Source organism: Bacillus cereus group sp. Sample62, from assembly GCF_036851315.1.
Lineage (GTDB): Bacteria > Bacillota > Bacilli > Bacillales > Bacillaceae_G > Bacillus_A > Bacillus_A wiedmannii.
The window spans coordinates 4465232-4491053 of sequence record NZ_JAFLPK010000001.1 but is presented as its reverse complement, the minus strand read 5'-3'; the positions used below and the strand labels follow the sequence as shown (position 1 = coordinate 4491053).

Genomic DNA, 25822 nt, shown 5'->3' with positions numbered 1-25822 from the left:
GTTTTGTTCATCCCCCACTGATTATTAGTTGAACCAATCGGGCTTTTATGGGCAGTTGATCCCCTACTTAACTTCTTTGCTTTCTCTGAATTTTGAGGTGGGGATCTTACTGCCCGTTAATGCGGGGTAAAGTGAGGATGTAACATATGTCTATTAAAACAAGATTTTTATTCTCTTATATTGCTGTTATTCTCGTTTCCATTACGCTCATATTAGTCGCGGGATTTTTAATTGTTTTTTCCATAACAGGAGACTTGGAATCAGTGAAAAATTTCTATAAAAGTTCCTATATTCAAAAGCCGCTTACGCCAGAAGAAGAGAATACGTATATTGAATTGAAATTAGCGGCAAAGAAAAATCAATCTCAACTATTAGATGAATCGTTCGTTTCAACACTTGAAAAAGAAGGTGTGAAAATAGTTGTAAGAAAGGGAGAAACCATTTCTTATGCTACAAAAATATTTGAAAATGTATCTTTAAAAGAAGCCCTTCCGAAATTTGAATCAGCAAATATTAATAGTCGTGGTACAACGGAACTAGGCGATACATTTTATCGATATGTAAAATTTGATTTTTATTTTCCTCAGGAAGAAGAGGGGAGTATATTTGTATTAAAGAAGCAAAGTTCATTTGTAGATCTTACACAAAAGTTATTTCCGATTTTGTTTGTATCGCTTTTACTATTAGCTATCTTACTTATTGGATTATTAAGTTACCTCGTCTCAAGAAGTGTGATAAAACCAATCTTCGTATTGAAAGATGCGACGGAGAAAATTAAAGAAGGAAATTTAGATTTTCAAATACCAGTTACATCGCACGATGAAATAGGGAAATTGAATCAAGGGTTTGAGGAAATGAGAAAGAAATTAAAAGAATCGATAGAGATGCAAACGCAGTATGAAGAAAATCGAAAAGAGCTCATTTCAAACATCTCTCACGATTTAAAAACACCGATTACATCTATTATCGGATATGTAGAAGGAATAAAAGACGGAGTAGCAAATACGCCAGAAAAAATGGATAAGTACTTAACGACTATTCATACGAAAGCAAGACATATGGATACACTCATTGATGAATTATTTTTATTCTCAAAGCTCGATTTGAATCGAGTTCCCTTTCAGTTTGAAACGGTTGAATTAAATATGTTTATGCAAGAATTAATAGAAGAGATGCAGATGGATTTAAGTAAAGAAGGTATAGAAGTTAACTTACAATTACACTCATCACCACTATATGTAACGGCTGATTGCGAAAAGATAAATAGAGTGATATCAAATTTAATTCATAATAGTGTGAAATACATGGATAAAGAAGAGAAGAAAATTACTGTAACAGTATCGATTGATGACAATAAGGTGATTGTGAAAGTAATGGACAACGGATCAGGTATCGAATCGGATACACTTCCCTACATTTTTGAACGTTTTTATCGTGCAGAGCAATCGCGAAATTCTAGCACAGGTGGAAGTGGACTTGGCTTAGCGATAGCAAAACAAATTGTTGAAGAACATGGCGGGAAAATTTGGGTGGAAAGCGAGCTTGGGAAAGGCACAAGCATTTTCTTCTCATTGGAAAAAGTAGAGAAATGTGGTGAGTAAATTGAAAAGAATTTTACTAATAGAAGATGAAGTAAGCATTGCAGAATTACAGCGAGATTATTTAGAAATTAATGATTTTCAAGTTGATGTGGAACATTCAGGAGAAACAGGTTTACAAATGGCTTTGCAGGAAGACTACGATTTAATTATTTTAGATATTATGCTTCCAAAAATGAATGGATTTGAAATTTGTAAGCAAATTCGAGCTATAAAAGATATTCCGGTTTTACTTGTTTCAGCAAAGAAGGAAGATATAGATAAAATTCGCGGACTCGGATTAGGAGCGGATGATTATATAACGAAACCGTTTAGCCCGAGTGAGCTAGTAGCAAGAGTAAAAGCACATATTTCTCGTTATGAAAGATTATCAGGGAATGTAAGTAAGCAACGCGATACGTTATATATTCACGGAATTTCTATTGATCAACGGGCGAGAAAAGTTTTTATAAACAATGAAGAAATTGCGTTTACAACGAAGGAATTTGATTTATTAACATTCTTTGTAACACATCCAAACCAAGTATTAAATAAAGAACAGTTATTTGAACGCATTTGGGGATTAGACTCTGCTGGCGATTTAGCCACTGTCGTTGTTCACATTAGAAAGCTACGTGAAAAAATTGAAAGAGATCCTGCTCACCCGCAATATATTGAAACAGTGTGGGGCGCTGGTTATCGCTTTAACGTGTAATGTACCTGCCAAGTAATTGGTAGGTTTTTTTATGTTATTCGAACAAAAAAGGAAAAAATAGGTAATTCATGTTAAAATATAAAGAGAGATAAAACATAGGAGAGCATGAGAGGGCGTGCTACATTTTGGGAGATACATCAAAAGATAATAAATTAAACAAGGCTTTAAAGATTGGAACGAATATCGTACTTATCTTATTAATTATCGGTGCAATACAAATGTTTTATGATGAAGATTCTACGAATGATCACTTCGGTGGGGTATTTATGATGGTCTTTTTTGGAATTAAAATAATTTCTAATTTTATGATGAGTATAAAAGAAGGAGATAAAAAGTCGATATTCATTGATGTAGGCTTAATGATTTTTTTGTTCTTCTTGTTGTTTCTAGTGTGAAATATTTCTTTTGAAGGTTAATATATTCATTAACGAGGCTTTAATGGAATAAGCCTCGTATCTTTCTATGTTATTTAATACTTACGTCTGATTGTAAAAAATCACTCTATATTAGGTATTTTTCTTTGAAAATAGGACTTAATTCACTCCAAACATCAAATTTATTACCATCTAAATCATAAAAAACAAAATTCTTCCCAGCATGCCCTCTGTTTTCAATCTCTCCAACTAGAATTTCCTTTTCAATAAATTCACTATGAATTGATTCTAGTACATGTAATCCGTTAACTTCGAATGTTATAGAAAAGCGTTCTTCACCGTGAAAATCAAAAAAATTTAAGGTTTGATTATCTTGGGATTTAACTAGAAAAAAGCTTTGATTTGCAAAGTTAATAATAGCTTTGTCTTCGTCTTTAAAGTTCAACTCTGCTCCCAATTTGTTTACATACCAGTTTAAAGAAAGCTCTACGTTGGTAACTGGAATATAAGTCGTTCCAACTCTTAATAATTTTTCTTTCACCCTATTTTCCTCCTTTAGCAAAACAGCACTAATAAACTTGTTCTCTCTTCCTAGACTTATTGCCTTTGTGAGTCCTTAATTTTCTTTTTAATCCCAAAAAATTCTTGAGTAATAGAAATAAACCGACTGGCTTGTTCTAAAAAAGGATAATGGTTACTGTCCTCAAACGGCACAAAAATAGCATTACGTATGCCATCATGCATCTCAATAGAATACTGGATCGGGCACTGTACATCATGTCTTCCGCATATAATGAGGGTCTTTGTTTGGATGGAAGGTAAATGCTCTCTTAAATCAAATGAAGGATATTCATTGGCGAAAGCATTCATACGGCTAGAAGACATTGTTTTTTTGATTGGTTTACAAAAATAAGAGTTGTAGTTTTCAGGTTTATACAAAGATAATTTTGTCCTCTTAGTAGAGAGTTCCATTCGTTCTTCATTAGTAAGGTAAGGGTTTTTTAAGTTTTCGATGAGCTTTTGCATATAATGAAACTGTGGATGTTCTCGGTGATAAATACAAAATGGTGTTTCGGTATAGTTACTTGCTGCAGCTCCGGCCACGACTAATGATTGCAAGGAAGTTGGATATGTAATCGCATATAAAAGTCCAAGCATACCACCTGTTGAATGACCGGCGAAATGCCATATTGGAAGGTGCAATGCTTCTCGTATTGCTTCTAAGTCGTGAACTGTTTCAATCATACTTAATTCGTTTTCTGACTGGGCTTTTACAGAGTTACCAGCGTCTCGTAAATTAATGAGGAATACACGATGCGTAGCAGTGAAAACATCCGCAAAGTAATCACCAGTTTCATTAAATTGTGAATAGTGATGTGTAATGCAAAGCGGTTCGCCATTTCCTTTTGTAAAGATTTCAAATGTGCCACGTTTCGTGTTGATTATTTGTTGTGTCCACATAATATCACGACCTTTTCTTATACGAGTTGGGCCAGTCCATTAGTAACTGAAATATATCGACTTACCGACAAAAGTCGACAATAAATAAAAGGAGGCTATTCAAAAACGAGCCTCCTTTTCGTTTAGTACAAAGATTTTGTCATATTATTCCGAATAATTTCAAGGGATTTCGTTACAGTTAATGCGTTCTTTTCTTCAATTTCTGGTTTACGGGGGATCGGTTTATACATGTTGTCTGGATCTTCCCATGTGAGGGGAAGTTCTGTTTCGGCTTGTCCTTTCCAAGCGTCAATCCATTCTGGAGGGAGATAACCTGAGATGTTTTGGATATTGTTCATTTCGAGCCAAATGAGTGCCCAAGCTCTTGGGACGACGCGCCAGTGGTCATAGCCACCGCCGCCGACAGCGATCCAGCGACCTTCGCAATATTCATTAGCGATTTCGCGAGCGAGCTTCGGTATTTCACGGTAAATATTCATCGTTGCGCAAAGATGTGTAAGTGGGTCGTAATAATGTGCGTCAGCGCCGTTTTGCGTTAAAATAATATCCGGTTTAAAATATGAGGCAACTTCTTTTACGACAGTTCGATATGAATTTAAAAACGATTCGTCTTCTGTAAAAGCATCGAGTGGAACGTTAAAAGAATAACTATAGCCATTACCTTGTCCGCGTTCATTTACAGCGCCAGTTCCAGGGAATAAATAGCGCCCAGTTTCATGTAATGAAATGGTGCATACGTTAGGATCATCGTAAAAAGACCACTGTACACCATCACCGTGATGAGCATCTGTATCAATATATAAAACACGTAAACCATATTTCTTCTGAATATATTTCATTGCGATGGAACTATCGTTATAAATGCAAAATCCAGATGCCTTGCCGCGAAAGCCGTGATGTAAGCCGCCGCCTAAATTAAGCGCGTGTTTTACTTTTCCGGAAAGAACAGCATCGACAGCAGTTAACGTACCGCCAACGAGTAATGCGCTTGCTTCGTGCATATTTGGAAACATCGGTGTATCTTCTGTTCCGAGTCCATATGTCATCGCAATTGATTTTTCTAACTTACCTTCTCCAGCACGTTTTACCGCATTTATGTATTCCTCTGTATGAACGTAGGCGATCTCTTCATCTGTAGCCATTCGTGGTGAGATGATTTGGGAGGGAGAGATAAAACCGCCCTTTTGTAATAAATCATACGTGAGTGTGACGCGCAGTTGGTTAAAAGGATGATCAGGGCTAAATGAATAGCCCCGAAAGTCATCCGAATAAATAAACGCGCTACTCATGCTTGCATCCCCATAATATTCGGCCATAATACGCGGTAGCCTTCTGCTTCAAGTGCATCAATCACTTTTAGCGGATTCATCGTTTGAATGCGGAAAACGAGTACTTTATCATTCTCATCTTTTGCTGGGTAGACGAGAACGCTCACGATATTGATTTGTAACTCACTAAAAATGGCAACGACTTTTCCAAGAATGCCAGGTTCGTTTTTTACTTGAATTTCAATTTGTGAACTCGGTTGATGTGCTCCTGTTAATTTCACTAACGTGTGCAGTACAGTAGATTCAGAAATGATTCCAACTAACTTTCCTGCCTTTGTAACAGGAAGACAGCCAATTTTATTTTCAAAAAATAAAGTAGCAATTTCCTCAACGAAATCGAGAGGATGGCAAGTCATAACAGGATGTTTCATAATAAGTTCAAGTGGTTGCTTCAGCATATCGAGTGAAACTTGTTCATCTAAAATAGACGGACTTGCATCTCTTACATCCCGATCAGAAATAATGCCCACGACATGATTATTTTGATCGACAATTGGAATGTGCCGAATGCCTTTCGTGCGTATCGTTCGGATTGCTGTTTCGATTGTATCGTTTGGATGTAGTGTCACCACATCTTGATTCATAATTTCTTCTACAATCATTCCAGTTGCCCCCTTTATTAATACATAAAACGATTGTGAAAACGTAGACGATCAAATGCTTGAATAGAATCCGTATCAACGCGTTTACCGATGCGGACCATTAAACAGTTAGCAGGATGCGAACAAATTTCAGGATCATCTGTAGCCATCCATTGTAAGCCACCAGCATTCATCATTTTTTCCATTACTTTTCGGTACTCCCAAACATTTAAGCCTGTTTGTTTTAAATCCCAGTGCCAATAATATTCAGTCGTCAATATAATGTAATCTTCCATATGATCGTCCATCATGGAAACTTCTAATAAGTTCTTTCCGACAGCGCAACCGCGGAAGGCGGGGACAACTTCAATCGCCCCTAGTTCAATTAAGTTTGCTATCTTTCCTTCTGACCATCGTTCGAGTGGATCAGGATATAAGTATGTAACATATCCAACAATCGTTTGGTCATGTCTAGCAATAATGAGACGAGCTTCTGGTAATTTAGAAATTTCGACAATTGCTTTATATTGCTGCTCGGCAGGACGAAACGCAACTAAATCTGGATGAAATTCATACATTTCTAAGTTATGTGTAGAGACAGGACCTTCAATAATTAAAGTGCCTTTCGCTGTTTTTAAGTTTCTAGCATTATATATTTTTTTATGAATCAAAGTATTGCTCACCACCTTGAGGGTTTGTGAATCTATTAATATCGTACTTTATAATATATGCGATGTGAATCGAAATTTGTCATTAAAAATTTGTCTAAAAATCAACAAATATACTGAAAATTTTAAATAATATCATTATAATAGATAATAGAATACATAGGAGGGGGATGTAAAGTATGAAAGTAGAAACGCTTCCTGTCATTAAAGGAGAAAATAATTTGCCGAATTATGATGAGGCATACGCGAATTTTAACTGGGAAGAGGTTAATAAAAACTTTACTTGGAATGAAACAGGCCGAGTAAATATGGCGTATGAGGCAATTGATAAGCATGCGAAATCCGATCGTAAAAATAAAGTAGCCCTTTATTATCAAGATGGATCGCGAAAAGAGAAGTATACATTTAAGGAAATGAAGGATTTTTCTAATAAAGCAGGAAATGTCCTGAAAAATTACGGCGATGTAGAAAAAGGCGATCGCGTTTTTATTTTTATGCCGCGTTCTCCAGAATTATATTTTGCCCTTCTTGGTGCAGTGAAATTAGGGGCAATCGTTGGTCCACTATTTGAAGCATTTATGGAAGGCGCAGTTCGCGATCGTTTAGAAGATAGTGGAGCGAAGGTGTTAATTACAACGCCTGAATTGTTAGAGCGCGTACCATTAAATGATTTACCTGCTTTAAAAACAGTCTTCCTTGTTGGAGATAATGTAGAAGAAGGCGGTAAAACGGTAGCGTTCAATCCTTTATTTGAACAAGCTTCAAAAGAATTACATATTGAATGGTTAGGCCGTGAAGACGGTTTAATTCTACATTACACGTCTGGTTCTACTGGTAAGCCAAAAGGTGTGCTTCATGCGCAAAATGCAATGGTGCAGCACCATCAAACGGCGAAATGGGTATTAGATTTAAAAGAAGACGATGTATATTGGTGTACAGCTGACCCAGGCTGGGTAACTGGAACAGCTTACGGTATTTTCGCACCGTGGTTAGTTGGGGCATCAAATGTTGTTTTAGGTGGCCGTTTTAGTCCAGATGCTTGGTATGAAGCACTGCAAGATTACGGTGTAACAGTTTGGTACAGTGCGCCAACAGCGTTCCGTATGTTAATGGGAGCTGGACAAGATGCAATTAAAAAATATGATTTATCACAAGTTCGTCACGTATTAAGCGTTGGTGAACCGTTAAATCCAGAAGTAATTCGCTGGGGTATGAACGCATTTGGACTTCGTATTCATGATACGTGGTGGATGACAGAAACAGGTGGACAAGTTATTTGTAACTACCCTTGTATGGAAATCCGTCCAGGTTCAATGGGTAAACCAATTCCAGGTGTGAAAGCAGCGATTGTTGATAATGAAGGAAATGAAGTTCCTCCATACACAATGGGTAACTTAGCAATTGGTAAAGGTTGGCCAGCGATGATGCGTGGAATCTGGAATAACCAGCAAAAGTATGAATCTTACTTTATGCCGGGAGATTGGTACGTATCAGGTGACTCTGCTTATATGGATGAAGATGGGTACTTCTGGTTCCAAGGGCGTATTGATGATGTAATTATGACGTCAGGTGAGCGAGTTGGTCCGTTTGAAGTAGAAAGCAAATTAATCGAGCATGCTGCTGTTGCAGAGGCTGGTGTAATTGGTATTCCTGATCCAGTGCGCGGAGAAATTATTAAAGCATTTATCGCGCTTCGAGCAGGATACGAACCATCTGATGAATTAAAAGAAGAGATTCGTCAATTTGTAAAGAAAGGCCTAGCAGCTCATGCAGCGCCAAGACAAATTGAATTTAGAGATAAATTACCGAAAACGAGAAGTGGTAAAATTATGCGCCGCGTATTAAAAGCGTGGGAGTTAAACTTACCAACAGGTGACTTATCAACGATGGAAGATTAAGAGAGGAAGGTCTGAACGAAATAACGTTCAGACCTTTTTTTTATGTTATTATAAACTTATATATATAAGTTGAAGGGGGTAGTATGATGAAAACAGAAAAAGAAAAGATGATACAAGGGGAAATGTACATACCAGCTGATCCAGTTTTAGTACAAGAGAGGGAGCAGGCTCGTATATTAACGAGAAAATTAAATGATACGCCAGAAGTACAATTAAAAGAGCGTAGCGAAATCGTAAAAGAACTATTTGGAACGACAGGAGATAACATTCATCTTGAATCTTCTTTTAGATGTGATTACGGCTATAACATTCACGTTGGCGAAAATTTTTACGCGAACTTTGATTGTACGATTTTAGACGTATGCCCGGTAACAATCGGAGTGAATTGCATGTTAGCTCCAGGTGTTCACATTTATACCGCAACGCACCCGCTTGATCCAGTAGAGCGCATAAGCGGATCAGAATATGGAAAACCAGTTACAATTGGCGATAACGTATGGATTGGTGGAAGAGCGATTATTAATCCAGGTGTCACAATTGGAGATAATGCGGTGATCGCATCTGGTGCTGTTGTAACGAAAGATGTACCGGACAATGTAGTAGTTGGCGGAAGTCCTGCGAAGATTATTAAAAAAATAAAATAATATTTGAACGAAGTGCCTTCCTCGTCTGTATACATTTATGAAAGAATAGATGAGGGAGGCTTTTTTATGTCTAATAAATTACTTCTTACTTTTGCTTTAATTGGAATTATAGTCGTATTTTCTTGTGGGTTGCTATTACCGATGCCAATCGGATTTAAAGTATCAATGATTACAGCTGGGGTCATGATGATTGTTATGTTTTCAATCATTATTCCATTTGATAGAAAACATATAGTACGGAAAAATGGATATAAAATTGATTTTACAAAAACAAAAGTGTATTTTCGCTGGAATGTATTTGATACGATTTCGGCTTGTCTTGCAGTGTATGCATGCATATGTGTGCAAGTATTAAATATTTTAGTTTCAACCGGGCAGACAATTCAAAACCCGTATGTTCAATTTTTTACGAATCAATCGCAAGTATGGATTATTGTTGCTAGTTGCTATTTAATTTCCCGTATTTCGTTAACGTTAAAAGGAATAAAGGAGATCAAAAATCATGGCGCAGATTGGGATTGAGGAAGAGCTCATGCTTGCGTACAAAAATGGAGATAAGCAGGCGGGAGAAAAACTATATGTTTTAATCAAACCAGCGCTATACACATTTTTGTATCGATTTAACCGAGATGAACAATTGAGTATCGACCTTGTGCAAGATACGTTTTTGACGCTAGAGCGTAAGAAACATATGTATGAACTTGAAAAAGGTAAAATAAAAACGTATTTATTTCAAATTGGTTATCGTCTTATGATTAATAAATTAAATAGAAGAAAAAAGTGGCGTACGCTTTTGCCATTTTTAGTGCCGATTCAGGAAAAAGAATTTTCTCACGAAGATCGGCTTACAGTAAGAGAAGCAATTTTGAAAGTTCCCGAAGAGCAAAGGGCGGTCCTAATCCTTTCTTATTATCATGATATGCAGCAAAAAGAGATTGCAGAGATATTAAACATTCCGATTGGAACAGTAAAGTCGAGACTTCATAACGGAATAAAGAAATTAAAACAATTGCTGGAGGTGGATGAAATTGAGCGAAAATCCCTTTAAGAATGAACATAAATTACAGCAGCATTTAGATAGTGACCATGTAGGAATACCAGATTTTCCAAAAACGGTAAGTCGCTTCGATCGATTAATCGGATTTCTTGGTTCTCCAGTGAAAGACCCTGTGGAGGCTACGATTGGGAATGATTTATCTGTTGTGTTTCATGTATCGTTATTAGTTGGAGTTCCAATTTTTTCTCTTATTACGATACTCTTTATGGCGTTGTAAAGGATTGGCAAGAAGAGAAATCCGGCCCTTATTTGACACGCCTATATAAATGATGGTATAAAGAAAAGTATATGAATAATTGAGCGTGGAAAGGGAGAAGTAGTGATCATTTCCCTGTTTTAGAGAGCTGATGGCCGGTGAAAATCAGCACATAGATGATCGCGAATTACGCCCCTAGAGCATCTTTTTTCGATTGAATTGTATTCAAAAGGGAAAAGACGGTGCTAAGCCGTTATGTAAATAAGGTGGTAGGCTTTTTTTTGCCTGCAACTAGGGTGGTAACGCGATAATCAAAATCGTCCCTTATTTAAAGGGGCGATTTTTTTATGTTTTCAACCTTCACGCCAGTAATGAACTTAAAGGAGAGTATGTAGGATATGGGTATTTTACAAGATCTTGAATTTCGCGGTCTAATTAATCAGCAAACAGACGCTGAGGGACTTGAGCAATTATTAGAAAAAGAAAGCGTTAAATTATACTGTGGTTTCGATCCGACAGCGGATAGCTTACACATCGGTCATATGTTACCAGTATTAATGTTACGTCGTTTCCAATTAGCTGGTCACCAACCAATCGCACTTGTTGGCGGTGGTACTGGTATGATCGGTGACCCAAGTGGTAAAAAAGCAGAACGTACATTAAATACGAAAGATACAGTTGCTTACTACACAGAAAGCATTAAAAACCAACTTTCAAACTTCTTAGAGTTCGAAAACGTGGACAACCCAGCAACAATGGCTAACAACTATGACTGGCTTGGTAACTTAGATGTCATTTCATTCTTACGCGATATCGGTAAAAACTTCGGTTTAAACTATATGTTAGCAAAAGATACAGTAGCATCTCGTTTAGATACTGGTATTTCATTCACTGAGTTTAGTTATATGATTTTACAATCATACGACTTCTTAAACTTATACCAAAACCATAATTGTCGCTTGCAAATCGGTGGTAGTGACCAATGGGGTAACATTACAGCTGGTCTTGAATTAATCCGTAAATCAGAAGAAGATGCGAAAGCATTCGGTTTAACAATTCCACTAGTTACAAAATCTGACGGTACGAAGTTTGGTAAAACAGAAGGCGGCGCAATTTGGTTAGACCCAGAAAAAACAACTCCTTACGAGTTCTACCAATTCTGGATCAACACAGATGACCGCGACGTTGTTAAATACTTAAAATACTTCACATTCTTATCTCATGAAGAAATTCTTGAGCTTGAAAAGCAAGTAGCTGAAGCACCAGAAAAACGTGCAGCACAAAAAGCATTAGGTTCTGAAATGACAAAACTTGTTCACGGTGAAGAAGCATTAGAGCAAGCGATTAAAATTTCAGCTGCATTATTCAGCGGTTCTGTAGCAGAACTAACTGCAAGCGAAATCGAGCAAGGATTCAAAGACGTACCATCTGTAGAACGTACTGCAGAAGATACAGTATTAATCGACTTACTTGTAGAAAGCAAAATCTCTCCATCAAAACGTCAAGCACGTGAAGATGTAACGAACGGCGCAATCTACGTAAACGGTGAACGTACACAAGCATTAGACTACGTTGTAACAGAAAACGACCGCATCGAAGGTAAATTCACAATCATTCGCCGCGGTAAAAAGAAATATTTCTTAATTCGTTACTAATCAGAAACGAATATAAAACAAATAGTACCCCGGATTGTAGGCTGAAAAGTTTATGATTCGGGGTTTTTATGTATGAATTTAGATTGCCGGATCTTTTCTTTTAAATAGAATATAAAGAATTAATATGAGCATATAAAGTAAGCTAATTAGCATAACGATAAATGCCGCCGGATAAAATTTTGCTGCATATATAAAGAAATCGAGTTGATAAATATCTTGGTAATTTGAAACGGTGCCTTTAAAGTAATTCGTAAACTTAGCGCTATATTTCCATTCATCGGGATCATCTATCAAATTACTCCCCTGATACCAATTAATAAGTGCGGAAGTAATAAACAACATACATGCACTACCCAATTGAACCATTTGATTTATTGTCAAAATGAAACAACCTCCTATTTAATGGCTATTATAGCGTGCATTCATATTCCTGTAACCATTTTGTTGTAATCTCCTTTTCGAGTTCATACGGAAATCACATGTAAGCGGTATGATAAATGTATAACAACTAGAAAGGAGTGGTAAAACGAAATGTCACTAGAAGCGCTCATTATTTTTTCTTTGCTAAATGCGGGTCAGCTTGCAGAGAATTCGAAGGTGGATGTACATAAAGAGCAGAAAGATGCTTATGTATATGTTCAGAAAGAGGAAAATAAATAATTTTATTTTATATATAAACGAAAAAAGCCAATCCAGAGGATTGGCTTTTTTTTCAGAGAGGTAATTTCTATCCTTGTGATTCAGTATTTTGTTTCTCGATTTTTTTAAATGATCCTGAACCATTGTTAGGGAACGTGAAAGGGGTTTATCTGTTCTAATTCGTGTAACGACATAATGTCCTACCATGAATATTACTTCATCTTGTACTAATTCTTCTAATAGCATTTTTATTTTTTTGAGGTTTTTTAAATGAAGAGGGATCACGGTGAATTTTTCTTTCAAAACAAGTAGCTTCTTTTCTTATCTGTTTTTTGTACTTACCCATTTCTATACACACACCAGCTTTTTTTATTTTTGGCCTAATTATATGTGTTTTATAAAATAAAAAAAGCCCAGGCCCCTTGATAAACAAGGTTCCTAAGGCTTTTAATAATACTCTTTGCAGAGTACCGAGATTAACGAGAGTAGAACTCTACGATTAATGCTTCGTTGATTTCAGCTGCTAACTCAGAACGCTCAGCGTGACGAGTGTAAGTAGCTTCTAATTTATCAGCATCGAAAGTTAAGTATTCTGGTACGAAGTTGTTAACTTCGATCGCTTCTTTAACAACAACAAGGCTGTTAGATTTTTCGCGAACGCTGATAGTTTGACCAGGTTTAACGCGGTAAGATGGGATATCTACGCGAGATCCATCAACCGTGATGTGACCGTGGTTTACTAATTGGCGAGCTGCACGACGAGTGCGAGCTAAGCCCATACGGTAAACTAAGTTGTCAAGACGAGCTTCAAGAAGGATCATGAAGTTTTCGCCGTGCTTACCAGGCATTTTACCTGCTTGGTCAAATGTGCGACGGAATTGACGCTCAGTCATGCCGTACATGTGACGAAGTTTTTGTTTCTCTTGTAATTGTAAACCGTATTCTGAAAGTTTCTTACGTTGGTTAGGACCGTGAGGACCTGGTGCGTAAGGGCGTTTTTCTAATTCTTTTCCTGTGCCGCTTAGAGAGATTCCAAGACGACGAGACAGTTTCCAAGCTGGACCTGTATAACGAGCCATAGTTGACTCCTCCTTTAAAAATGTTTTTATTTACGTAAAATAAAAACAGACGTAATCGATATTTACGGGCATTTTGTTTTCATGTACCTTCGCTCCAGCAGCAGGGAGTTACGAGATACACCTCCGTAGAGGAACAAAATACAAACGATAAACTCACATTACAAGGCTGCCTTTTTATTTTACACAAACGCTATTATATCTTTTACCCAGAGTTTCGTCAAGCGAGTACGTTTTTGTTTTATGCATATAAATTTTGGAAATTAATATAAGAAGGAATTTAAAACAATATAAAAGAAGAGATAGAAACACAAATAAAACGCTTACATAAAATGTAGTAAAAACGTTCATCAGTTTTTACTGGTGAATATGCGGCAATAAAAACATAAAGGGGATGTTTTTATGAAAAAGAAGCATATGGAGACAGCGTTAATTCATCACGGGTATACATCAGAGGAACATAAAGGAAGTTTAACACCACCGTTATTTCAAACGTCTACATTTACATTTGAGACTGCGCAGCAAGGAGAGGCGAGTTTTGCGGGAGTAGATCCGTCTTATATTTACTCAAGACTTGGAAATCCAACTGTAAAATTATTTGAAGAACGTATGGCGGTGTTAGAAGGAGGAGAAGAAGCTCTTGCTTTCGGATCAGGAATGGCAGCTATTTCAGCAACGTTAATTGGCTTTCTAAAAGCTGGAGATCATATTATTTGTTCAAATGGATTATACGGGTGCACGTACGGTTTTTTAGAAGTGTTAGAAGAGAAATTTATGATTACGCATTCGTTTTGTGATATGGAGACAGAGGATGATGTCGAAAATAAAATCCGTCCAAATACAAAGGTTATTTTCGTTGAAACACCGATTAATCCAACGATGAAATTAATCGATTTAAAACAAGTTATTCGGGTTGCGAAGCGAAATGGCTTACTTGTCGTTGTTGATAATACGTTTTGTTCACCTTATTTACAAAGACCGCTTGAGCTTGGTTGTGACGCGGTCGTTCATAGTGCGACAAAATATATTGGCGGTCATGGTGATGTTGTGGCGGGTGTAACGATTTGTAAAACGAAAGCGTTAGCTGAAAAAATTCGCCCGATGCGAAAAGATATCGGCGGTATTATGGCGCCGTTTGATGCATGGTTATTATTACGCGGATTAAAGACATTAGCGGTAAGAATGGACCGCCATTGTGATAATGCCGAAAAAATTGTATCGTTTCTGAAAAATCATGATGCGGTAGAAGGTGTTTGGTATCCAGAAGGGGAGTTAGCATCTCGCCAAATGAAACGAGGTGGCGGTGTGATTTCTTTTTCAGTAAAAGGCGGAAAAGAAGAGACGCAAGCGTTTATCAATGATCTTCACTTTATTACAATTGCGGTAAGTTTAGGGGATACAGAAACGTTAATTCAGCATCCGGCAACGATGACGCACGCTGCGATTCCAGCTGAGCTAAGACAAGAAATGGGCATTTACGATAATTTAATACGTTTATCTGTCGGTTTAGAATCATGGGAGGATATCGTTTCTGATTTAGAGGAGGCACTAAAGAAGATATCTACTGTTAGTAACCAATAAAAAAGAGTGAGCTATCGGTTTCGTACGGGATGTACGCAATCGATAACTCGCTCTTTTCTTTTTTAAATATGTTTTAGGAGTGTTTCCACAAACTTTTCTAAATAGCGCTGATCTACTTCATCAAAACGATTTTTTTCAGGGCTATCAATATCAAGTACACCAATAACAGTTTCTTCTTTCACAATCGGTACAACGATTTCTGAATTAGAAGCACTATCGCAAGCGATATGTCCTGGGAATTGGTGAACGTCTGCTACAAGCTGCGTTGTTTTTGTTTCAGCTGCAACGCCGCAAACGCCTCGTCCAAATGGAATGCGCACGCAAGCAGGCATTCCTTGGAAAGGTCCAAGAACAAGCTGATTTCCTTCTGTTACATAAAAGCCAACCCAATTTACACGATCTAAAAATTGATTTAATAATGCGGACGCATTTGATAAGTTTGCGACTACGTTCGGTTCGCCAGTTAATAATGCATCCAGTTGTTTAATTACTGTCTCGTATTGCTCTTCACGAGAACCTGCATAACTTTCTTTTGTAAACATGGAAACAACTCCCTTTTTATCGAGATGTGTAAAATATTAGCAAAATACGATGTATTTCACATGACTTTGTCGATAGAAAATTAAAGGAATTTGTCTTAAAAGTCAAGAAATTTAAACTATAGCTGTTCAGTGAGAGGAAGTGAGCGCATGAAACAGACGAAACAAAAAGTAATTGATGCGGCAATATCGTTGTTTAACACGAAAGGTTATGATGGAACGTCGGTGCGAGACATTGCAAAGCGAGCGGATGTGAATGTAGCGAATATTTCATATTATTTTGCTGGAAAGCAAGGCCTATTAGAACAGCTTATTACTGACTTTTTAGAAGGATATATTCATGTGATTGAAACGTCCTTTGAACAAAGAGAATATTTGTCGGCTAAAGATGTGATGGTGCACATGGTGCGCGGGATTTTACGATATCAATTTGAAAATAGGGAACTGACACGTTTCTTCTACCGAGAGCTTTCACTTGATACGACATTAATTCGCGAAGTGATGACCATTTACTTTTCTAAAGAAAGATATTATATAGAGCAAATGATTAGACAGGGACAAATGAAGCAAGAGTTTAAAAAGGTATCTTTTACAATGTTTATGACGCAATTAAAAGGCATGATGAATATGCCGTTTTTATATCCACAATATATATCAGAAGTGCTGCATTCTTTTCCGTCTGAGACATTTTTCATAGAAATGTACACGAAAGAAATTGAACAATGGATGGAGCAAACATTATGTATAACGAATATGTACTATGAATTGCCAAGAGCTGTTCATATGTGAAAAATCCCCACCTAACGAACTGAGGTGGGGATTTTTGTGCTTTCTTTCCTTTGCCATACATTGTTGCATAATAGCGCGATAATTGTTAATGAGGCTCCGGCAATTTCAATTTTGTCGACTGTATAACCTCGAAAGATGGAACCGATAAGTGCAAGTACAGGAACTAAATTCATAAATAATATGCCGTTAATAGATGAAATATAGCGATTTCCTGTGTTCCAGCAAAATACAGCGATAACACCTGCAATAATCGACATATACAAGAGTTCAAAACGAACGCTCATAATGGTACGAATTGACGGCATAGTAACGATGTTTGTGTAAGTGAAGAATGTGACGATAACGATGAGTGAAACTGAGCCGAATAAACAAGTTAACGTCGTATACCTGAGTGGTGACCAAGATTGAAAACGAGCACCGCCATTCGTGTAAATGACCCAGCAAGTAACGCCACATAGCATAAGTATATTTGTTGAGAGGTGACTGGCAGCTCCAAATAATAAGTGAATATTTCCTTTTGAAATGACAAGCATAACACCGAGCAATGCAACGAACATACAAAGGAATGTGTAGTTTTGTGGGCGTTTGTTTTTTGTTATCCACTGCAATAATAAAGCGATGAGCGGCATAAGAGACTGAATCATCGCAGCATGGATCGCTCCAGAAGGTCCGGCAAGTTGTTGGCCGTAAAAAATGAGAAAACCATATCCAGCGAAACCGACTGTTCCGTAAAAGAATAGCGAAAGTGTTCTTTTTTCTAAGTGGAGTGAAGTTTTTCCTTCAGTAATGAATAGCAAAATAAGAAAAATAATAGCTGCTGATCCGTATCGGATAGTTGTGAAGAAGAACGGATCGATAAACTGCAGGGCATTTGCCATGACAGGAAACATAAATCCCCAAGCAGTTACGGCAAGTAAGCATAGGAGGGATCCGAGTAGCATTTGTTTTTTGTCCAAGAGTATCTTTCCCCTTTTCATTTCGTTATAGTAAGTTGATGAAATAAGTATAAAGAGTAATTTTTTATAGAAGGAAATATCGATTTTTTATGACAGTTATAACTTTTTGTTAGAGGTGTGTACGATGGATTTGGAAGCAGTACGATCGTTTATTGAAGTGAAGAATACGCGAAGTTTATCAAAGGCGAGTAAGCTTTTACATATTTCTCAACCGGCGCTTAGTAAGCAAATTCAAAGGTTAGAAGCGGATTTAGAGGTTACTTTACTCAAGCGTTCCGCGCAAGGAGTGGAATTAACAGAGGCTGGAGAGTTATTTATAACAAGGATGTTACCGGTTTTGGAACACATATATGAAGTGAAAGCCGAAATGAAGAATTTTCAAGAGAAGCGTAAAATTTCTATAGGCATATTGCCAAGTTTGGCAGCACGTTATATATCAAGATATAAAGATGTGATAGGTGATGGATTCGAAGTAGAATGGAAAATTGAGCATACGAAAGTACTAATGGGACTTTTTAAAGAACGGAAGATTGAAGCGATGTTCGTCGATTCAGTAGTAGAAGACGCTACGTGTATAAAAGAAATGCGAGAAGAAAAAATTGTTTGTGTAGTTTCAAGGGATCATCTTTATAAAGAGAAAATAGTAATCCGAATGGAAGATTTGCAAAATGAAAAGTTAATCGTATATCCAGAAATTTGTGATGTAAGGAAAATGATTACGAATATGTTTCAAGGGATAGGTGCGAAACCAATCATTGCATTTGAAACTTCTTATGCAGAACCGATGCTTGCGATGGTCGGAGCTGGACTGGGTATTACGTTACTTCCAGAAATGGCAGTAGAGCAAGCGGTAAAGCAAGGAAATGTGCATGCGATTTCTATTGAACCACCACTTGTGCGAAAAATTTATTTCGTATCTCATATGAAAGAGAACCTGTTATTACAATCATTTGATGATGAGAGATAATCCAAACAGAAGATTGAGAAAGATTACAATTGCATTGAAAGAAACATGAAATTTTAAAAAAAACTAGGTCAAAAACAAGCCATTACATGGTATGATTAGTACATTGTTAGTTGTTAAATATAGGGGGATTCCCTTTTTATACATAATGCCTTCCATTTCATAAACGGAACGGACAAAAAAAGAGATATAACTAGGAGGCTTTTTTGCATGGATTCTATCCTGACGATCGTTATCATTGTAGTAAGCTCTATTCTAGTGCTGCTCATGATAGAGCTTGTGATAAGAAATCGTTCATATAAAGATATTGAAGCACTGGAGCAGTGGAAACAAGAGATAAAAGATAAGCCTGTGGCAGATGAACTAAAACGGGTGAAAGACTTAAATATGACAGGTCAAACAGAAGAACTGTTTGGTAAATGGCGTGAAGAATGGGATGAGATTGTATCAACAACCCTTCCGAAAGCAGACAAAGATTTAGCGCAAGCGCGAAAATTCGCCTCGCAATTCTCCTTCCGAAAAGCAAAGCATGCGATGAATGAATCCATAAGTGGTTTAGATGACGCTGATAATCGTATTACAGACATTTTAAATGAATTACAGCAATTGTTAGAAAGCCATGAAAAAAATAGCTCGGAAATTGAAGGGTTACGTGATACATATCGTAGTATGAAGAAGAGTGTTCTTGCTCATAGGCATATGTATGGAGCAGCAGAGCAGAAAATCGAAGAGATGCTAGACGCTGAATCTAATAAGTTTAAAAGCTTTGAAGAGGCAACAGATAATGGCGACTATTTAAAAGCGAGAGAAATTGTTATTAGTTTAGAAGAAGGTTTAGCAAACTTAGAAATCATTATTCACCAAATTCCAGATTTACTGGTAGAGTGTCAAGCGACGTTACCAGTTCAGTTGGAAGATTTATTACACGGACATAATGATATGGTAAGACAAGGTTATGTATTAGAGTATTTGGAAGTCCCTAAAGAAGTTCGCGATATGACGACACAACTACACACATGTTTAATGAATATACAGGAGCTTCATATAACGGAAGCGGCTGAAAAAGTAGAAGACTTAAAAACGCGTTTAGATGGCTTCTATGATCAACTGGAACAAGAAGTGCATGCGAGACATTATGTGGAGCAAAAAACACTTTCTGTTTATGAAGACTTAGAAGAAATTCGCATTGAAACGATTGAAACAAAAGCAGAAACACAACTTGTGAAACAAAGTTATCAGTTACAAGATAAGGACATTGAGTCTCAAAAAGTAATTGAAAAGCAAATGCACATTTTAACGAAACGTTTTGAAATGCTGCAATTACGCGTTGCGGAACAAGATATTGCCTTTTCTATTATTCGTGAGGAACTAGAAGAGGTTTATGAGCAATGTGAAACGTTAAAAGTACTTCATGCAGAATATAAAGAAATGCTGCAAACGATGCGTAAAGAGGAATTTGAAGCGCGTGAGAAGTTACAAGAAATGCGAAATATTATTTTTGAAACGAAACGTTTTATGCAAAAATCGAATTTGCCAGGTCTTCCAGAAAGCATTATGGAAGATTTACAAAGAGGACAAATGGCAATGCAAGCTGTATATGAACAGTTAGAAGTGAAACCGTTAAATATGAACGCTGTAAATAGCAGTTTAGAAGAAGCGTACACAACTGTTAATGGTGTAGCTGAAATGACAGAAGAGTTAATTGGACAAGCGTATTTAGTTGAAAAATTAATTCAATACGGTAATCGTTACCGCAGTCATGATGAGAACCTTGCAGAGAGCTTAAATTATGCGGAGAAATTATTCCGTGAATATCAATACGATGCAGCTTTAGAACAAGCGGCTTCTATACTAGAGCAACTTGAACCTGGCGTTGTTCAAAAAATAGCTGAATATGTAGACAATGAACAAACCCTTTCATAAGGGTTTGTTTTTTTGTGTAATTTTGGGGACGATGTTGCTATAATGAATAGCGGAATACAGTAAGGTTATTCGTTTTAAAATATAGTGAAACTGTAGTCAGTAGGGTCATCCTCGCTAATTATCGGTCTTCACAATCGGGATAAAATGGAACCTTTGAGTAGTCTTAGCGTAATTACACGTATTTGTGATATGATTATATGATGTGATAGCGCTGAAAGGGGAAGAACGATGATCTATTTTGATAATAGTGCGACGACGAAGCCATATCCAGAAGCTCTTCAATCGTACGTAACGGTTGCTGGAAAATATTTTGGAAACCCTTCTTCTATTCATTCGCTTGGGGGAGAGGCAGAGCGTCTATTAACACAATCAAGAACGATTGCAGCGCAGCTTCTTCACGTTAAACCTTCTGAGATTATTTTCACATCAGGTGGAACGGAAGGGAATAACCTTGCGATTAAAGGAATAGCGATGAGGAATCGTTCGCGCGGTAAACATATCATTACAACAAATATTGAACACGCGTCTGTGTTTGAAGCATATAAACAATTAGAAGATCTCGGTTTTGATGTAACATATTTACCGGTTAATGAGCATGGTGTTGTATCGGTAGAGGATGTAAAACGAGCACTTCGTGAAGATACGATTCTTGTGTCAATTATTCACGTGAACAACGAGACTGGAGCAATTCAGCCTGTTGCTGAAATTGGAACGTTATTATCGAACTATCCGAAAATAAGATTCCATGTGGACCATGTACAAGGGATAGGAAAAGTACCGCTTGATTTATATGCTTCTCATATTGATCTTTGCTCAATATCTGGACATAAATTCCACAGTGTAAAAGGGACGGGTCTTCTTTATGTACGTGATGGCGTAAGGTTAGATCCAATTTTATCAGGTGGTCAACAAGAGTTTAAATATCGCTCTGGTACAGAAAACTTACCTGGCATTGTAGCGATGGTGAAAGCACTTCGCATGACAATGGAACAAGTGAAAGAAAAGATAGCTCATTTGCACAATTTACAAACAGAGCTTGTCCGTTTCTTTAAAGAGATGGAAGATGTAACGATCAATACGTCGCTTGCATATGCAGCACCGCACATTTTAAATGTATCATTTGTTGGTTTAAAACCAGAAGTAGTCGTTCATGCTTTAGAAGAGCACGGTGTATATGTATCGACGAAGTCTGCTTGTTCTTCAAAAGCAAATGAAGTGAGCAGAGTGTTAGTGTCAATGGGAGTACCCCATGCCGCTGCTGCAAGTGCTATTCGCATTAGTTTGGCACCAGAAAACACGATGGAAGAAGTAAAACAATTTGAAGGTATTGTGAAAGAGACGATGCCAAAATTACATGAAGTGATGAGGTAAAGGAATATGATGACATATGAATATATTTTAGTTCGTTATGGAGAGATGACGACTAAAGGTAAGAACCGCTCTAAATTTGTAAGCACATTAAAAGATAACGTAAAGTTTAAACTGAAAAAGTTCCCAAATATTAAAATCGATGCAACGCATGACCGTATGTACATTCAATTAAATGGCGAAGACCATGAAGCAATTTCTGAAAGATTGAAAGATGTATTCGGTATTCATAAGTTTAACTTAGCGATGAAAGTACCATCAGAATTAGAAGATATTAAAAAAGGTGCATTAGCAGCTTTCTTACAAGTAAAAGGCGATGTGAAAACATTTAAAATTACAGTGCACCGTTCTGATAAGCGATTCCCAATGAAGACGATGGAGTTACTTCCAGAAATCGGTGGGCACATTTTAGAAAATACAGAGGATATCACAGTAGATGTTCATAATCCAGATGTGAATGTACGTATAGAAATTCGCAGTGGTTACAGCTATATTATGTGTGGTGAGCATATGGGAGCTGGTGGTTTACCAGTTGGCGTTGGCGGAAAAGTAATGGTACTTCTTTCTGGTGGTATCGATAGCCCAGTAGCAACGTACTTAACGATGAAACGCGGCGTGTCTGTGGAAGCAGTTCATTTCCATAGCCCACCTTTCACAAGCGAGCGTGCAAAACAAAAAGTAATCGATTTAGCACAAGAGTTAACGAAGTACTGTAAACGCGTAACGCTTCACCTTGTTCCATTTACAGAAGTGCAAAAAACGATTAATAAAGAAATTCCATCTAGCTATTCAATGACAGTTATGCGCCGTATGATGATGCGTATTACAGAGCGTATCGCAGAGGAGCGTAATGCACTTGCAATCACGACTGGTGAAAGTCTTGGACAAGTAGCAAGCCAAACGTTAGATAGTATGCATACAATTAACGAAGTAACAAACTATCCGGTTATTCGTCCACTTATTACGATGGATAAATTAGAAATTATTAAAATTGCTGAAGAAATTGGCACATATGAGATTTCAATTCGTCCGTACGAAGATTGCTGTACAGTATTCACACCAGCAAGCCCAGCGACGAAGCCGAAGCGTGAAAAAGCGAATCGTTTTGAAGCGAAATACGATTTCACACCATTAATCGATGAAGCTGTAGCGAACAAAGAAACAATGGTATTACAAACGGTAGAAGTAGTGGCGGAAGAAGAAAAATTCGAAGAACTTTTCTAAAACCATAAATTACCATATCTAAAACGTGTATGAAGTCATGTTATTTATCACACTCTATACTCACAAGGAGGTGATATAACATGTCACGTAGCACAAATAAATTAGCGGTTCCTGGTGCTGAATCAGCATTAGACCAAATGAAATACGAAATCGCTCAAGAGTTTGGTGTTCAACTTGGAGCAGATGCAACAGCTCGCGCTAACGGTTCTGTTGGTGGTGAAATCACTAAACGTCTAGTTTCACTAGCTGAGCAACAATTAGGCGGTTTCCAAAAATAATCCCATATATGATGGCTTAGAAAGAGCGGGCTCTCCCGCTCTTTCTTTTTGTTGTTTGCACCGCTATACATTCATTTCGACATAGATATAAAAAATTTGTCAAAAGAAGAGGGTTCAAAATTGACTGAAAATTCTTTATTATATAAGGGAGGCATAGAAATGGAGGAGGATATTGTATGAAGAGAGAAGAATTGTTGGCGCCAGCGTCTTATAATTTAGTTTCTGAAATAGAGAAATATACAAGTGATAAAGAGAAGCTCGCTTTAATTTGGCAAGATGATAAAGGGAATAGACGAGAAGTTACATACGCTGAGTTAATGAAAGGCGCGAATAAAATTGGAAACGCTTTTATAAAGAGTGGTCTGCAAAAAGGGGACAAGCTCCTTATTATGATGCCACGTTTAATTGAAGCGTACATGACGTATATCGCTGCGATTAAAGCAGGATTTGTCGTAATTCCGAGTTCGGAAATGTTACGCAAGAAGGATATCGAATATCGCATTGGGCACGGGGAAGTAAAAGCAATCGTAAGTTATGAGCCGTACATTGGGCAGTTTGATGATATAGAAGCGATGGAATCTCTTCAAAAATTCGTTCTGAGCGAGCAGTCAGTAGATGGATGGATTAATTTAAAAACAGCGTTAGAAACAGAAAGTGACCTGTTAGAAATGGCGAAGACAGATAAAGAAGATATGGTCTTTTTATCTTACACGTCAGGGACGACAGGAAATCCAAAAGGTGTTGTTCATACACATGCATGGGCATACGCTCATTTACGTACGAGCGCTCCAAATTGGCTCGGGATTGAAGAGAATGATGTTGTATGGGCGACGGCTAGTCCAGGTTGGCAAAAGTGGATTTGGAGCCCGTTTGTAGCAACTCTCGGTTCAGGTGCAACAGGATTTGTATACCACGGTAAGTTTGAACCAAAAACGTATTTAAACTTATTAGGTGATAATAGGGTGAATGTGCTTTGTTGTACGCCGACTGAGTATAGATTAATGGCAAAAGTAGAAGACTTAAGTGAGTACAATTTAGAAGCGTTACATAGCGCTGTATCCGCAGGTGAGCCGTTAAATAGAGAAGTCATTGAAACGTTCCAAAAACACTTTAATATTACAGTAAGAGACGGCTATGGGCAAACGGAAAACACATTACTTGTTGGTGTAATGAAAGGAATGGATATTAGACCAGGATCAATGGGAAAACCAACGCCAGGCAACCACGTTGATATTGTAGATGAGGAAGGTATTCCGGTAAAGGTAGGAGAAGTTGGTGATATTGCAGTTCACTTTGAAACACCAGCCCTCTTTAAACAATATTATAAAGACGATGAGCGCACAGCGATGCAATTCCGCGGTGATTATTATATTACCGGTGATAAAGCGAAGAAAGATGAAGAAGGCTATTTCTGGTTTGAAGGGCGCGGTGATGATATTATTATTAGCTCTGGTTATACAATTGGGCCGTTTGAAGTAGAAGATGCGCTCGTAAAACATCCTTATGTAAGAGAGTGTGCGGTTGTCGCAAGCCCTGATGAAATTCGCGGAAGTGTCGTGAAGGCATTTATCGTATTAAGAGAGAATATAGACAAGAACGAAGAAACATTAATCCCAGTACTCCAACAACACGTCAAAGAACTCACTGCACCATATAAATACCCTCGCAAAATTGAATTTGTAGATGAACTACCAAAAACAATTTCCGGAAAAATTCGCCGTATTGAACTTAGAAAACAAGAGATGGAGATTCCGTCAAAATAATTTTGAAAACAGTGAAGGAAATAGTTGAATGAAATGGCAAACAATGATAATATAAAAACGAACATAAGTTCGATTTTATAAACTTAAAAAAGAGGTGTCCGTATGATTTTAGGTATTAATCCGTACTTAGTTTTAGATGGTAGTGGGCAAGAGGCTGTACAGTTTTATAAAGAAGCGTTAGATGCAAAAGTAGAAGTCATGCAAACTTTTGGTGACATGCCTGAAAATCCAGAATATCCGATTCCAGCTGAAGCAAAAGAGCGCGTTTTACATGCTACTTTAAAAGTTGGTAATACGGACCTTATGATTTCTGATACATTCCCAGGTCAAGGGCATGCAATCGGATCTCAAGTAACAATTGCAATTCAAATTAGTAATGCAGAAAAAGCAAAAGAAGTATTCGAAAAGTTACAAGAGGGTGGAGAAGTTATTATGCCACTTCAAGAAACGTTCTGGAGCCCAGCATACGGACAACTAAAAGATAAATTTAGCATTGAATGGCAAATTACAACGAATCCTACTGAACAAAATTAATTTTTGGAAAAGCACCATTTTTAATCGAAATGGT

At 37.3% G+C, this 25822-nt stretch carries 28 protein-coding genes and 1 other annotated feature; of the genes, 19 read left to right on the top strand and 9 right to left on the bottom strand.

The window, feature by feature from the left end; translation table 11 throughout:
- The first annotated feature begins 146 nt into the window (after positions 1 to 146).
- From J0835_RS22945 to J0835_RS22935, 3 genes are all read left to right on the top strand, one after another.
- On the top strand, positions 147 to 1601 hold the full coding sequence (locus J0835_RS22945) for a sensor histidine kinase (protein ID WP_087982445.1): 1455 nt from the start codon (positions 147 to 149) through the stop codon (positions 1599 to 1601).
- Between the two features lies 1 nt (position 1602).
- A complete protein-coding gene (locus J0835_RS22940) occupies positions 1603 to 2292 on the top strand; it encodes a response regulator transcription factor (protein ID WP_087982443.1) in 690 nt (229 codons plus the stop codon).
- A 125-nt stretch (positions 2293 to 2417) separates the two neighbouring features.
- Positions 2418 to 2687, top strand: a complete 270-nt coding sequence (locus J0835_RS22935; RefSeq protein WP_087982441.1) for a hypothetical protein — start codon at positions 2418 to 2420, stop codon at positions 2685 to 2687.
- A 106-nt stretch (positions 2688 to 2793) separates the two neighbouring features.
- Here the strand turns inward: J0835_RS22935 and J0835_RS22930 are convergent, their stop codons facing one another.
- From J0835_RS22930 to acuA, 5 genes are all read right to left on the bottom strand, one after another.
- Positions 2794 to 3207 carry a VOC family protein gene (locus J0835_RS22930; protein ID WP_000660174.1) on the bottom strand — a complete coding sequence of 138 codons (414 nt, stop codon included), beginning with the start codon at positions 3205 to 3207 and terminating at the stop codon, positions 2794 to 2796.
- Positions 3208 to 3263: 56 nt separating this feature from the next.
- Complete coding sequence (locus tag J0835_RS22925) at positions 3264 to 4127, bottom strand: alpha/beta fold hydrolase (protein WP_087982439.1); 864 nt, start codon at positions 4125 to 4127, stop codon at positions 3264 to 3266.
- Between the two features lie 122 nt (positions 4128 to 4249).
- Positions 4250 to 5416 carry an acetoin utilization protein AcuC gene (gene acuC / locus J0835_RS22920; RefSeq protein ID WP_076540770.1) on the bottom strand — a complete coding sequence of 389 codons (1167 nt, stop codon included), beginning with the start codon at positions 5414 to 5416 and terminating at the stop codon, positions 4250 to 4252.
- A complete protein-coding gene (locus tag J0835_RS22915; protein WP_000634568.1) occupies positions 5413 to 6057 on the bottom strand; it encodes an acetoin utilization AcuB family protein in 645 nt (214 codons plus the stop codon). The genes acuC and J0835_RS22915 overlap by 4 nt, the downstream gene beginning before the upstream one ends.
- A gap of 17 nt (positions 6058 to 6074) precedes the next feature.
- Entirely contained in the window at positions 6075 to 6707 is a 633-nt protein-coding gene (gene acuA / locus J0835_RS22910) for an acetoin utilization protein acetyltransferase AcuA (protein ID WP_087982438.1), read from the bottom strand.
- 176 nt (positions 6708 to 6883) lie between these two features.
- On the opposite strand from acuA, the gene acsA reads away from it, so the two are divergent.
- The 6 genes from acsA to tyrS all read left to right on the top strand — a co-directional run bounded on the left by acsA (position 6884) and on the right by tyrS (position 12154).
- Positions 6884 to 8602 carry an acetate--CoA ligase gene (gene acsA, locus J0835_RS22905; RefSeq protein ID WP_073516737.1) on the top strand — a complete coding sequence of 573 codons (1719 nt, stop codon included), beginning with the start codon at positions 6884 to 6886 and terminating at the stop codon, positions 8600 to 8602.
- 83 nt (positions 8603 to 8685) lie between these two features.
- A complete protein-coding gene (locus tag J0835_RS22900) occupies positions 8686 to 9246 on the top strand; it encodes a maltose acetyltransferase domain-containing protein (RefSeq protein WP_087982436.1) in 561 nt (186 codons plus the stop codon).
- 66 nt (positions 9247 to 9312) lie between these two features.
- The gene (locus J0835_RS22895; protein WP_087982434.1) at positions 9313 to 9768 is read left to right on the top strand and encodes a hypothetical protein; all 456 of its coding nucleotides are present in this window, start codon (positions 9313 to 9315) and stop codon (positions 9766 to 9768) included.
- Complete coding sequence (locus tag J0835_RS22890) at positions 9749 to 10294, top strand: RNA polymerase sigma factor (RefSeq protein ID WP_087982432.1); 546 nt, start codon at positions 9749 to 9751, stop codon at positions 10292 to 10294. Before J0835_RS22895 ends, J0835_RS22890 begins: the two co-directional genes overlap by 20 nt.
- On the top strand, positions 10275 to 10520 hold the full coding sequence (locus J0835_RS22885; protein ID WP_087982430.1) for a hypothetical protein: 246 nt from the start codon (positions 10275 to 10277) through the stop codon (positions 10518 to 10520). Before J0835_RS22890 ends, J0835_RS22885 begins: the two co-directional genes overlap by 20 nt.
- A 77-nt stretch (positions 10521 to 10597) precedes the next feature.
- Positions 10598 to 10827 (top strand) — a binding site (T-box leader).
- A gap of 70 nt (positions 10828 to 10897) precedes the next feature.
- Entirely contained in the window at positions 10898 to 12154 is a 1257-nt protein-coding gene (tyrS, locus tag J0835_RS22880) for a tyrosine--tRNA ligase (RefSeq protein ID WP_000512075.1), read from the top strand.
- A 78-nt stretch (positions 12155 to 12232) separates the two neighbouring features.
- Here the strand turns inward: tyrS and J0835_RS22875 are convergent, their stop codons facing one another.
- Positions 12233 to 12535 (bottom strand): YjdJ family protein, encoded by a 303-nt coding sequence (locus J0835_RS22875; protein WP_087982427.1) that lies wholly within the window; start codon positions 12533 to 12535, stop codon positions 12233 to 12235.
- A gap of 150 nt (positions 12536 to 12685) precedes the next feature.
- On the opposite strand from J0835_RS22875, the gene J0835_RS22870 reads away from it, so the two are divergent.
- On the top strand, positions 12686 to 12814 hold the full coding sequence (locus J0835_RS22870; RefSeq protein ID WP_000050944.1) for a hypothetical protein: 129 nt from the start codon (positions 12686 to 12688) through the stop codon (positions 12812 to 12814).
- A gap of 455 nt (positions 12815 to 13269) precedes the next feature.
- Here J0835_RS22870 and rpsD read toward each other — a convergent pair whose 3' ends face one another.
- Complete coding sequence (gene rpsD, locus J0835_RS22860; RefSeq protein ID WP_000135322.1) at positions 13270 to 13872, bottom strand: 30S ribosomal protein S4; 603 nt, start codon at positions 13870 to 13872, stop codon at positions 13270 to 13272.
- A gap of 399 nt (positions 13873 to 14271) precedes the next feature.
- On the opposite strand from rpsD, the gene megL reads away from it, so the two are divergent.
- Positions 14272 to 15450: a methionine gamma-lyase gene (gene megL / locus J0835_RS22855; protein ID WP_087982426.1), complete on the top strand. Its 1179-nt coding sequence runs from the start codon at positions 14272 to 14274 to the stop codon at positions 15448 to 15450.
- Positions 15451 to 15512: 62 nt separating this feature from the next.
- Here the strand turns inward: megL and J0835_RS22850 are convergent, their stop codons facing one another.
- Positions 15513 to 15992 (bottom strand): GAF domain-containing protein, encoded by a 480-nt coding sequence (locus tag J0835_RS22850; protein WP_087982424.1) that lies wholly within the window; start codon positions 15990 to 15992, stop codon positions 15513 to 15515.
- A gap of 147 nt (positions 15993 to 16139) precedes the next feature.
- Between J0835_RS22850 and refZ the strand changes: the two genes are divergently transcribed.
- Positions 16140 to 16778, top strand: a complete 639-nt coding sequence (refZ, locus tag J0835_RS22845; RefSeq protein WP_087982422.1) for a forespore capture DNA-binding protein RefZ — start codon at positions 16140 to 16142, stop codon at positions 16776 to 16778.
- Positions 16779 to 16789: 11 nt separating this feature from the next.
- On the opposite strand, the gene J0835_RS22840 is transcribed toward refZ, so the two are convergent.
- On the bottom strand, positions 16790 to 17734 hold the full coding sequence (locus tag J0835_RS22840; RefSeq protein ID WP_087982420.1) for a DMT family transporter: 945 nt from the start codon (positions 17732 to 17734) through the stop codon (positions 16790 to 16792).
- A 124-nt stretch (positions 17735 to 17858) separates the two neighbouring features.
- On the opposite strand from J0835_RS22840, the gene J0835_RS22835 reads away from it, so the two are divergent.
- The 7 genes from J0835_RS22835 (at position 17859) to J0835_RS22805 (ending at position 25788) form a co-directional block, all read left to right on the top strand.
- Positions 17859 to 18701: a LysR family transcriptional regulator gene (locus J0835_RS22835; RefSeq protein ID WP_087982418.1), complete on the top strand. Its 843-nt coding sequence runs from the start codon at positions 17859 to 17861 to the stop codon at positions 18699 to 18701.
- Between the two features lie 207 nt (positions 18702 to 18908).
- A complete protein-coding gene (gene ezrA / locus J0835_RS22830; RefSeq protein WP_087982416.1) occupies positions 18909 to 20621 on the top strand; it encodes a septation ring formation regulator EzrA in 1713 nt (570 codons plus the stop codon).
- 228 nt (positions 20622 to 20849) lie between these two features.
- Positions 20850 to 21992 (top strand): cysteine desulfurase family protein, encoded by a 1143-nt coding sequence (locus J0835_RS22825; RefSeq protein WP_087982414.1) that lies wholly within the window; start codon positions 20850 to 20852, stop codon positions 21990 to 21992.
- 6 nt (positions 21993 to 21998) lie between these two features.
- Positions 21999 to 23213 carry a tRNA uracil 4-sulfurtransferase ThiI gene (gene thiI / locus J0835_RS22820; RefSeq protein ID WP_087982412.1) on the top strand — a complete coding sequence of 405 codons (1215 nt, stop codon included), beginning with the start codon at positions 21999 to 22001 and terminating at the stop codon, positions 23211 to 23213.
- A gap of 80 nt (positions 23214 to 23293) precedes the next feature.
- The gene (locus tag J0835_RS22815) at positions 23294 to 23491 is read left to right on the top strand and encodes an alpha/beta-type small acid-soluble spore protein (protein ID WP_000091639.1); all 198 of its coding nucleotides are present in this window, start codon (positions 23294 to 23296) and stop codon (positions 23489 to 23491) included.
- A gap of 176 nt (positions 23492 to 23667) precedes the next feature.
- Positions 23668 to 25254, top strand: a complete 1587-nt coding sequence (gene mbcS, locus J0835_RS22810; RefSeq protein WP_087982410.1) for an acyl-CoA synthetase MbcS — start codon at positions 23668 to 23670, stop codon at positions 25252 to 25254.
- Positions 25255 to 25356: 102 nt separating this feature from the next.
- Positions 25357 to 25788 (top strand): VOC family protein, encoded by a 432-nt coding sequence (locus J0835_RS22805; protein WP_000600353.1) that lies wholly within the window; start codon positions 25357 to 25359, stop codon positions 25786 to 25788.
- Positions 25789 to 25822: the final 34 nt, after the last annotated feature.